Origin of the sequence: Rhodococcus sp. NPDC127593 (assembly GCF_042671975.1) — a bacterium.
In the GTDB taxonomy this organism is placed as follows: Bacteria; Actinomycetota; Actinomycetes; order Mycobacteriales; family Mycobacteriaceae; genus Rhodococcus_F.
Genome location: NZ_JBHXWI010000092.1, coordinates 20490 through 30338, shown reverse-complemented (window position 1 = coordinate 30338; position 9849 = coordinate 20490). Strand labels below are relative to the sequence as shown.

Here is a 9849-nt window from a genome sequence, read left to right as displayed (position 1 = left end):
TGATCCCACTCCACGGCGTGCGGCGCGAGATGCTCGGCCGCGAAGTCGCGGGCGGTGTCGCTGATCGCCCGCTCGTCATCGGTCAAGGTGAACATGGAGTTCCGTTCAGTTCATGGTGGGGATGACGAAATGGTTCGTCTCTTCCTTCTTGCCTGAGGGCCAACGCTGCGTCACGGTCTTGGTCTTGGTGTAGAAGCGGAAGGAGTCGGGACCATGCTGGTTCAGGTCGCCGAAGCCGGAGCGCTTCCAGCCGCCGAACGTGTGGTACGCGATCGGCACGGGGATCGGCACGTTGACGCCGACCATGCCGACGTTCACGCGGTTCGTGAAGTCGCGGGCGGTGTCGCCGTCGCGGGTGAAGATCGCGACGCCGTTGCCGTACTCGTGCTCGGTCGGCAGGCGGAGTGCTTCCTCGTAGTCCGCGGCACGGGCGACGAGCAGGACGGGTCCGAAGATCTCTTCCTTGTAGACGCGCATGTCGGTGGTGACCTTGTCGAACAGGGTCGCGCCGGCGAAGAAGCCGTTCTCGTGGCCCTCGAGGGTGAAGCCGCGGCCGTCGATCACGGCCTCCGCACCCTCGTCGATGCCGATCTGGATGTAGTTGTTCACACGCTCGAGGGCGTCTTTGCTGACCAGCGGACCGAAGTCGGCGGACTCGTCGTCGCTGCGGCCGATCGTGAGCTTGCCGACCCGTTCGGTCAGCTTGGCGACGAGCGCATCCGCCGTCTCCTCGCCCACCGGGACCGCGACGGAAATGGCCATGCACCGCTCACCCGCGGAGCCGTAACCAGCACCGATGAGGGCGTCGGCCACCTCGTCGAGGTCGGCGTCGGGCATGATGATCGCGTGGTTCTTCGCGCCACCGAAGCACTGCGCGCGCTTGCCGTGGGCCGCGGCGGTCTCGTAGATGTACTGCGCAATGGGCGTGGAGCCGACGAACCCGACAGCCTTGACGCGGTCGTCGGTGAGCAGAACGTCCACCACTTCCTTGTCACCGTTGACCACGTTGAACACGCCTGCAGGCAGACCGGCCTCGAGGAACAGCTCGGCCAGACGCAGCGGCACCGACGGGTCGCGCTCGGACGGCTTGAGGATGAACGCGTTTCCGGCGGCCAGCGCGGGACCGGCCTTCCACAGCGGGATCATGGCCGGGAAGTTGAAGGGCGTGATGCCGGCGACGACGCCGAGCGGCTGACGCATCGAGTACACGTCGATGCCGGTTCCGGCGGATTCCGTGTACTCGCCCTTGAGCAGGTGCGGGGCGCCGAGGGCGAACTCGATGACCTCGAGGCCGCGCTGGATGTCACCCTTCGCGTCGGGGACCGTCTTGCCGTGCTCGGACGACAGGAGGCGCGCCAGCGAATCCATCTCCTCCTGCGCGAGCTGGAGGAACTTCATCAGGACGCGGGCCCGCTTCTGCGGGTTGAACAGCGCCCATTCCCGCTGAGCCTCCACCGCGTTCGCGATGATCGCCTCGGTCTCGGCCTTGTCGGCGAGAGGCACACGCGCCTGCACCTCACCGGTGTTGGGGTCGTAGACGTCGCCGAACTTGTTGGAGGCACCGGGGACGCGCTTGCCGCCGACGAAGTGGGATAGCTCTTGAACCATTGTGCGGACCCGTTTCTTACTCGATGATGAGGGAGTTCCGAATATGTAGCCCATCCTATAGTTGGATGTCCATGTATGTCCAGACCGTACGATCGGGTCATACAGCCCACTCTCCCGAGGAGAGGAACTTCCTCCGCATCCTCCGGACCACCCGATAATCCTGCGCCCGAATCCCGCCCTCGCCCCGCGGGCGGTGTACGAATCCAAAGCCGCCCGGTGGCAGAAGGAATGGCCCCAGTCAATGCTTTCGCACGACGTGCTCGGGCTCGCCCGGTTTCCAAATCGTGATGTCCATGTGGCCGTCGCCGACCTCCACCGCCGAGCCGCCGACCAGGTCGGCTCGGTAGCAGTGATCGAACTCCTGCCCCCGGATGTCGAACCCGGAATCGTCGAACAGTGCCTGCGCGAAACGCTGATGCAGGGCCTTGTCCTGGACGTCGTCGACGACACCCCACAGTTTCGCGTCGCCCTCCTTGACCTCGGTGTCGACGGTCGCCGTGTGCAGGCAGAAGCGTGGGTCGCGAGCCAGATCCCGGAACTTCGTGGTGTTCGGCATTCCGGCGATCCACAACTGGTTCTCGAAGAATCTCGGCTCGACCGGGCTGATCCGCGGAAATCCGTCGGAACGAAGCGTGCCGAGCATGCAGAGGTTTCCGGTCGCCGCGTGCCTGCGGGAGAAGATAGCGGCGATCCGCGGAGCAGCTTCGGCGAACTCATTCCAGCTGGCCATGCACACGACCCTACGACGATCCGCATGGCCGCCGGGTCAAGACGCACGCAATTGTGCGATCAGTACCGCCTCGACTTCCGACTGTCGTGCGGCTGCCGGGCGCGGCGGCGCCGCAGATCGGTAGTGGTGCCCGGTCGGGGTGCCCAGGTCGAGGAGGTGGGTGCGGCCGGGGTTGTACGCAGGCGGGCCGTCCAACCGTCGCCTTCTTTCGCGTAATTGCACGCCTCACAGAGCCCGGACCCGTTGTGCGCCGTCGTGGCACCACGCCGCCGGCGGGAGCGGATGTGATCGTGATGCCGGACAGGCGCATCGCACCACGGGGTGCGGCACGTTTGATCCCTGAGGTCGATCAGCTTTCTCAGGCTTTTCGGGAACGTGCGGGACTGCGATTCCATCGCCGTCAACGACCCCGACTGCGGGCATGCGTAGATGCGCTGCAACGACGTCTCGGTGTCGGCATCTATGGCGTCGGCAACCAGTTGCCGCGCAATCCCCGCCGGCACCGGCCCGAAACCCTGCAGCTGCGCCGCCTCGTGCCCGCCGGCCAACAGCGTTTCGTCCGAGAGCACAAGATTCACCGTCACCGGCACCCCCGACGCCACTTCGGCTCCGGTGCCGCGTGCGAACAACAAGTCCACCATCAGCTGATTGCGGGTACGGCTGCCGCTGTTCCCGGTCGCGATCAGACTGTCCGCGTCCCGGCCCAGGGTCGCCTGCAGGCTCACGGCTTGTTCGACCGGCATCAGCACACTCAGATAGGCCATCGAATCCGGCGGGGGAGGCGTCGTCACCCGGCGCTCCGACACCGCCTTGCGGTGCCGCGCCACGACCGCGGCCGCATCGAGTTCAACCGCCAACGCCTTCGCCTTCGCGATCAGACCGCGGTCGCCGACCCCGTCGAGAGTGGCCGGGTCCGAGCACAACCGGCGGTCGACGATTCCCCGATCGACCGCCGACAAACATGCCGTTTCCCGCACCAACAACGTCGCGCGCCATTCGTTCAACCGACCCGACCGCAACAATTCCAGGGTGTGTGGCATTTCGTGCACCAACGCCTGTGCGAAACCCAGATGTCGACCGCCACGGTTCGGAGACTCCCTGCGCGCCAACGCAATCTGCGACCCAATACCGCGACCCCACTCGGATCGCGGAAGCCTCCGGGCTTTACGATCTTCTCGGATGCTCGTCGCCACGTCGTCAGTGATCACCGCCTGCACCGCACACCCGACCGACTTCAACGTCTCGATCGCATCGAGCAGATCGACGCCCAATCCCGCATCGCCACTCGCCGCCTCGGCACATTGCAACCGCGCCGTGAATGCGCGTAAATCCTCGAGCAGTATTGCCCCCACAACCAACCTCCCCCAAGGTCATTCGAAACTTTGTTCGATTCTAGCAGCCGAACTGCCCCACCGGCAATAGCCGATGGAATCACGGCCCCAGCGCCGCCGCGGCGGCCAGGGCGAGGTTTTCGTCGACGGCGTCGTAGCCGCCGGACCCGCCGCCGGGACCGCCGCTGTCGGCGACGGTGCGGCGGGCGGAGAGGTGCACGGCATCGACGCCGGTGCCTGCGACCGCGGCGATGTCCTCGACACGGATCCCGCCACCTGCCATCACTTGGATCCGGCCGTGCGCGTGGGCGACCATGCCGGACAGAGCCTCGAGGCCGTCGATGCAGCGCGGCGCTCCGCCCGAGGTGAGAACCCGGATGACGCCCGACCGCGCTAGTGCATCGACGGCGGTCGCCCTGTCGTCGACGACGTCCATCGCACGATGGAACGTCACCTCCACCGCGTAGGGGTCGATGCCGTCGAGCAGGCGGCGCAGAGCATCTCGGTCGACGGACATGTCGGGCGTGAGTGCGCCGACGACGACCCCTGATGCTCCGGCACTCACCGAGGCCCGGACGTCGCGGGCCATGACCGCGATCTCGTCGGCGTCGTAGACGAATCCGCCGGGCCGGCAACGGATCAGCGGGTGCACCGCGATCCCCTGGGCCGCGACCGCTTCGATCATGCCGATGCTCGGTGTCAACCCGCCGGTCGCGCCGAGTGCGGTGCACAACTCGACGCGCACCGCTCCGGCGCGTCGTGCGATTCGGGCGCCCGCGACGTCCTGGACCGCCAATTCGAGTACGGGTGTCATCTAGAACGACTGCCAGGAAGGCTTGTGTTCCAGCGCATACCGGTAGTAGTCGGCGAGTTGCAGCTTGCTCGCCGCGGCTTCGTCGATCACGACGGTCACGTGCCGGTGCAGTTGCATCACCGACGCCGGGCAGAAGGCCGACAGGGGCCCCTCCGCGGCGGCGGCGATCGCCTCGGCCTTCCCCTTGCCGAACGCGATCATCACCAGGTGCCGGGCGTCGCTGATGGTGCCCAGACCCTGGGTGAGGACGTGGTGCGGGACGTCGTCGACGCTGTCGAAGAACCGCGCGTTGTCGAGGCGGGTCTGCTCGGTGAGGGTCTTGACGCGGGTGCGGGAGGTCAGCGCGGAGCCCGGCTCGTTGAAGCCGATGTGGCCGTCGGTCCCGATGCCGAGAAGCTGCACGTCGACGCCGCCCGCCTCGGCGATGGCCGCGTCGTACCGCGCACCTTCCTCGGCGATGTCGGGCGATTCGCCGTTCGGGCTGAGCACGCGATGGGGGTCGAGGTTCACGTGGTCGACGAACTCCGAGCGGATCACCGAGAAGTACGACTGGTCATGGCTTTTCGGAAGCCCGACGTACTCGTCCAGCAGGAAGGCCCGTGCGCCCGAGAAATCCAGTCCGGACTCACGGTGCCTGCGTGCGAGTTCCCGGTAACTGCCGAGCGGGGACGACCCGGTGGCGAGGCCCAGCGTCGTCGGACCGCGTCGCACGTACCCTTCGACGATGTCCGCGACGGTCGAGCTGACCTCCGACGTCGTCTGCCGGATTACGATTTCCATGCGAGTCCTTCCGTTTCGGCGGGCATTCCGCCGACGAACACGCCGCGGGGGCGCAGTTGGTGATCGGTCACGACGATATCGGCGCGGCGGCCGGGGGCGAGGGTGCCGCGTTCGGACTCCAGGCCGAGCAGCCGGGCCGGAGTCCTGGTGGCGGAAGCGACGGCGTCGACGAGTCCGATGCCACTGTCGACGACGGCGGTGCGCACGACGTCCAGCAGCCGTGCGGTGCCGCCCGCGATGGCCCCCTCGGACCCGTCGGTGGTCGCGAGCCGGGCGACACCGTGCGAGACGCGCACGTCCAGGGGCCCGAGCTGGTAGTCGCCGTCCGTGACACCGGCGGCGGCCATGGCGTCACTGACGAGGACGATCTGGTCGGGACCGACGGTGTCGAACACCATCGACACGGTTTCGGGCGCGAGATGCACTCCGTCCGCGATCAATTCGACGACTATGTCTCCGCGACCGGCCGCGGCCAGGAACGCCGCCACCGGCCCCGGCGCGCGGTGGTGCAGCGGCGGCATCGCGTTGAACAGGTGTGTGGCGGTCAGTGGACCGCCGGCGGCGTCGGCGATCCTCGCGGACGTGGTCGCCGCGTCGGTGTCGGTGTGGCCGAGGCTGGGAAGCACGTCACGCCGGCGCATCGCGGCGAAGAGTTCGCCGAAGTGCGCGGTCTCCGGCGCGAGCGTCATCGACCGAACGGTGCCGCGCGCGGCGTCGCAGATCCGCTCGAACAGGCCGGGATCGCCCGGCACCACGGACGCGGGATCCTGCGCACCGCACCGGGCACCGGAAATGAACGGACCCTCCAGGTGGATCCCGAGGAGCTCACCTCGTTCCACCAGATCGGCGAGAATTCCGGCCTGCCGGAGCAGGTCCTGTTCCCCTGCCGAGACGAGGCTGCCGAGCAGTCCGGTGGTGCCGTGTTCGCGGTGATGATCCGCGGCCCGCCTCGCCCCGTCGGCGTCGGCGTTGGGAAAACCCGCACCGGCGCCGCCGTGGCAGTGCAGGTCGATCAGGCCCGGCAACAGTATCGACGAAGTCGGTTCCGGCAGCGGCACCTGTCCGCGGTACTGCGCCGCGGAGCCGACCCAGGAGATCCGGTCGCCGTCGGTGATCACCACACCGTCGGCGATGACGCCGTCCTCCACGACGACCTTGCCCCGCAGGATCATCGACGCGCCCCGGGCGCGAGAGCTGCGACCGCCGATCGTGCGGCCTGCGGGGACCGTGCGCCGCGCGCGGCGACCGCCATCTCCCGGCACAGGTCGAGGTCGGTGGCGGCCAGACGGGCACGCACGGCACCCAGCGACGGGACCACCATGGACAGGCTGGTGACGCCCAGCCCCACCAGCACCGGCGCCAGCGCGGGATCGGACGCAGCCTCCCCGCAGACACCGACGGGTGCGCCTGCCTCCGCTCCGGCCACACCGACCAGGCCGATCAGGTCCAGGACCGCGGGCTGCCACGGGTCGAGCAGTGCTGCGAGACTGCCTGCCATCCGGTCCGCGGCACACGTGTACTGACTCAGGTCGTTGGTCCCGATACTGACGAAGTCGACGTGCTCGAGCAGATCGCGGGCGCGCAGCGCTGCCGAGGGGATCTCGATCATCGCCCCGACCTTGGCGATACCGCGCGAGCGGGCGAGCTTGGCGAAGCCCTCCGCCTCCTCCGCAGTCGCGACCATCGGCGCCATCACCCACAGGTCCGCGCCGGTGGCGGCCGCGGCGGCGCCGAGCGCCTCCAACTGGGTGGCCAGGACGTCCGGGTAGACGGTGCCGACCCGCAGCCCCCGCACGCCGAGTGCCGGGTTCTCCTCCGCGCCGAGGTCGAGGAACGGCAGTGGTTTGTCGGAACCGCTGTCGAGTGTCCGGACCACCACCTTGCGTCCCGCGAACTGCTCCAACACCAAGGTGTAGGTGGCGATCTGTTCGTCGAGCGTGGGCGCGATCTGCCTACCGAGGTACAGGAACTCGGTGCGGAACAGCCCGACGCCCTCCGAATCGGCGGTGGCGGCACGCGTGGCGTCGTCGACGGTGCCGATGTTGACGAGCAGCCCGACGGGTGCGCCGTCCCGGGTGAGACCCGGTCCCCGTGAACCCGCGACCCGCACTCGCGCCTCGGCGACCTGCTCGGCCACCTCTGCCTGCCGGAGGTCGCTGGGGTCGACGACGATCTCGCCGGTCGTCCCGTCGAGCACCACCGGCCTTCCCTCGACCAACCGGTCGAGGTCGACGCAGTTCACGATCGCGGGGAGGCCGAGCGATTTCGCCAGGATCGCAGTGTGACTCGTCGGCCCGCCCTCCGCGGTGAGCAGGCCGACCACGTCGCTGCCGCCGAGCACCGCGGTGTCCGCGGGCGACAGGTCCCGGGCGACGAGAACGAACGGGTACCCGGGATCGGGGATGCCGGGCATCGGCACTCCCAGCAGCACCGCCACCGCACGATGCCCGAGGTCACGCAGGTCCGCGACGCGCTCGGCCAGGTACCCACCAAGGGCCTCGAGCTTGGCGCAGTAGCCGTCGAACGCGACGCTCACCGCGTGTGCCGTCGGCATGCCGGCGCGAAGGTTCTCCTCGGCGGCGGACACGATCCCCGGGTCGCGGGCCATGGCCGCCGACACGAGCAGGATCTCGGACGCGACGCCGTCCACCTGCGCGGCGCGCGCTTCGAGGTCGCCGGACACGGTCGCGAGGGCATCCCGCACACGGGCGAACTCCGCCGTGACCGATGCGCCGACAGGGTCTTCGGCCGACGTCGCGACCGGTGTCCCGAACGCGAGCCAGGGTGCGCAGACCAGCCCCGGACTCACCCCGAGGCCGTGCACAACCTGTTCCGTAGCCGTCGACATCAGGCGGCGTCGAGGTCGGAGGCGAGCAGGTCGGCAAGGCGGTCGAGGGCCTCATCGCTGCCCTCCCCTTCCGCAGTGATCGTCACCTCGGTACCGAATTCGGCGCCGAGGGTCATGACCGCGAGCATGCTGCCTGCGTCCACCGGCGCGGACTCGCCGACCGCGATCTGCACTGCGACCGGTACCGCCGCGGCGGCCTGGGTGAATTTCGCAGCGGGGCGGGCGTGCAGTCCGACCTTCGAACCGATGAGGACCGTTCGTGTAGCCATGCTCACTGACCTGCCTTTTCCGTGTCGGCGTTCGTTTCCGTGTCGGCGTTCGTTTCCGCGTCGTCCTCCCGACCGGGAGTGCGCAGGTTCCACTTCTTGATGACGAAGCTGAACAGGACGTAATAGATCACCGCGTACCCGAGCCCGATGGGGATCAGCATCCACGCGTTGGTGGCCTTGCCGAAGTTGAGCACGTAGTCGAAGAAGCCTGCGGAGAACGTGAATCCGTCGTGGATGCCGAGCGCGTTGACGAGCGCCATCGAGGTGCCGGTGAGGAACGCGTGGATCAGGTACAGCGGCCAGGCGACGAACATGAACGCGAATTCGAGGGGCTCGGTGATGCCGGTGAGGAACGCCGTCAGCGCGGTGGAGAGCATGATGCCACCCACGACCTTCTTCTGCGACGGCCGGGCGTTGCGCCAGATCGCCAGTGCGGCAGCGGGAAGGGCGAACATCATGATCGGGAAGAAGCCGGTCATGAAGATGCCTGCGCTCGGGTCGCCGGCGAAGAACCGGTTGAGGTCGCCACGGACCATTTCACCGCTGGCGTTCTGGTAGTCACCGACGAGGAACCACACGGTGGAGTTCAGGATGTGATGCAGTCCGGTCGGGATGAGCAGGCGGTTGGCCATGCCGTAGACGCCGCCACCGACGACGGAGTTCTCGGCGACAGTCTCGCCCACCCACGTCAGCGCGGAATTGAACGCCGGGTACAGGAACGCCATGAGGACACCGACGACGAGACCGGTGACGGCGGTGAGAATGGGAACGAGCCTGCGCCCGTTGAAGAATCCGAGGTAGTCGGGCAGTTTGGTGCGGTAGAACCGCTGCCACAGAATCGCGGACAGCAGACCCATCACGATGCCGGCGAGCACACCGTAGTTGATCAGCGCCTGGTCGCCGTTCGGATCGGTCTTGCCTTCGAGGACGACCGGCGACATGGCCTCGAACACGCCGTTGATGACCATGTACCCGACCACTGCGGCCAGGGCGGTGGAACCGTCGGCCTTCTTGGCCCATCCGATGGCGATGCCCACCGCGAAGATGAGGGGCAGCCAGGTGAACACTGCCTGGCCGGCTGCGGAGATGACGGACGCGGCGGTGTGCATCGAGTCGAACCGGCCGAGGAGGTCGTCCTGGCCGAGTCGCAGCAAGATGCCGGCCGCGGGAAGTACCGCGATCGGCAGCATCAGGCTGCGCCCGAGGCGCTGTAACCCGGCAAACACCGCTGATTCCTTTTTCGGGCTGTCTACGACAGTCATATCGGCCTTCTCTGTGCGCTTCGGTCGCCGAATCGGCGTCTGGTGAGTCCCGAATCCGGCGGCGGCAAGCGCGTCGTCCGGCTTCGGGAAAACTATTGTGGACCAGCACCCCCAACGGGTACTGTCCGGTCATAACCAGTTGCTAGTTTGACCAGGTGAGCACAGGATGTCAACAGGCAAATGTGATCCAGCTAACCCATCCGGCAC

Annotated in this window: 9 protein-coding genes and 1 pseudogene; all 10 read right to left on the bottom strand. The window is 67.8% G+C overall.

The window, feature by feature from the left end; all coding sequences use genetic code 11:
- A partial coding sequence (locus ACFVJ3_RS45210) for an acyl-CoA dehydrogenase family protein (protein WP_378458268.1) occupies nucleotides 1-95 on the bottom strand: 95 nt, incomplete at its 3' end.
- A 10-nt stretch (nucleotides 96-105) separates the two neighbouring features.
- Nucleotides 106-1608, bottom strand: a complete 1503-nt coding sequence (locus tag ACFVJ3_RS45205; protein ID WP_378458265.1) for a CoA-acylating methylmalonate-semialdehyde dehydrogenase — start codon at nucleotides 1606-1608, stop codon at nucleotides 106-108.
- Nucleotides 1609-1846: 238 nt separating this feature from the next.
- The gene (locus tag ACFVJ3_RS45200) at nucleotides 1847-2338 is read right to left on the bottom strand and encodes a pyridoxamine 5'-phosphate oxidase family protein (RefSeq protein ID WP_378458264.1); all 492 of its coding nucleotides are present in this window, start codon (nucleotides 2336-2338) and stop codon (nucleotides 1847-1849) included.
- A 36-nt stretch (nucleotides 2339-2374) separates the two neighbouring features.
- Nucleotides 2375-3690: pseudogene (locus ACFVJ3_RS45195) on the bottom strand (HNH endonuclease).
- Nucleotides 3691-3769: 79 nt separating this feature from the next.
- Nucleotides 3770-4483 carry a copper homeostasis protein CutC gene (locus tag ACFVJ3_RS45190; RefSeq protein WP_378458263.1) on the bottom strand — a complete coding sequence of 238 codons (714 nt, stop codon included), beginning with the start codon at nucleotides 4481-4483 and terminating at the stop codon, nucleotides 3770-3772.
- Nucleotides 4484-5263, bottom strand: coding sequence for a glucosamine-6-phosphate deaminase (gene nagB / locus ACFVJ3_RS45185; RefSeq protein ID WP_378458262.1), 780 nt, complete (start codon nucleotides 5261-5263; stop codon nucleotides 4484-4486).
- Nucleotides 5251-6435 (bottom strand): N-acetylglucosamine-6-phosphate deacetylase, encoded by a 1185-nt coding sequence (locus ACFVJ3_RS45180; RefSeq protein WP_378458261.1) that lies wholly within the window; start codon nucleotides 6433-6435, stop codon nucleotides 5251-5253. Before ACFVJ3_RS45180 ends, nagB begins: the two co-directional genes overlap by 13 nt.
- Complete coding sequence (ptsP, locus tag ACFVJ3_RS45175) at nucleotides 6432-8111, bottom strand: phosphoenolpyruvate--protein phosphotransferase (RefSeq protein WP_378458260.1); 1680 nt, start codon at nucleotides 8109-8111, stop codon at nucleotides 6432-6434. The genes ACFVJ3_RS45180 and ptsP overlap by 4 nt, the downstream gene beginning before the upstream one ends.
- A complete protein-coding gene (locus ACFVJ3_RS45170; RefSeq protein ID WP_378458259.1) occupies nucleotides 8111-8386 on the bottom strand; it encodes an HPr family phosphocarrier protein in 276 nt (91 codons plus the stop codon). The genes ptsP and ACFVJ3_RS45170 overlap by 1 nt, the downstream gene beginning before the upstream one ends.
- The gene (locus ACFVJ3_RS45165) at nucleotides 8383-9642 is read right to left on the bottom strand and encodes a PTS transporter subunit EIIC (protein ID WP_378458258.1); all 1260 of its coding nucleotides are present in this window, start codon (nucleotides 9640-9642) and stop codon (nucleotides 8383-8385) included. Before ACFVJ3_RS45165 ends, ACFVJ3_RS45170 begins: the two co-directional genes overlap by 4 nt.
- Nucleotides 9643-9849: the final 207 nt, after the last annotated feature.

Coding starts and splice junctions, on each gene's coding strand:
- ACFVJ3_RS45205 (WP_378458265.1), bottom strand. CDS start 1,608: ATGGTTCAAGAGCTATCCCACTTCGTCGGCGGCAAGCGCGTCCCCGGT.
- ACFVJ3_RS45200 (WP_378458264.1), bottom strand. CDS start 2,338: ATGGCCAGCTGGAATGAGTTCGCCGAAGCTGCTCCGCGGATCGCCGCT.
- ACFVJ3_RS45190 (WP_378458263.1), bottom strand. CDS start 4,483: ATGACACCCGTACTCGAATTGGCGGTCCAGGACGTCGCGGGCGCCCGA.
- nagB (WP_378458262.1), bottom strand. CDS start 5,263: ATGGAAATCGTAATCCGGCAGACGACGTCGGAGGTCAGCTCGACCGTC.
- ACFVJ3_RS45180 (WP_378458261.1), bottom strand. CDS start 6,435: ATGATCCTGCGGGGCAAGGTCGTCGTGGAGGACGGCGTCATCGCCGAC.
- ptsP (WP_378458260.1), bottom strand. CDS start 8,111: ATGTCGACGGCTACGGAACAGGTTGTGCACGGCCTCGGGGTGAGTCCG.
- ACFVJ3_RS45165 (WP_378458258.1), bottom strand. CDS start 9,642: ATGACTGTCGTAGACAGCCCGAAAAAGGAATCAGCGGTGTTTGCCGGG.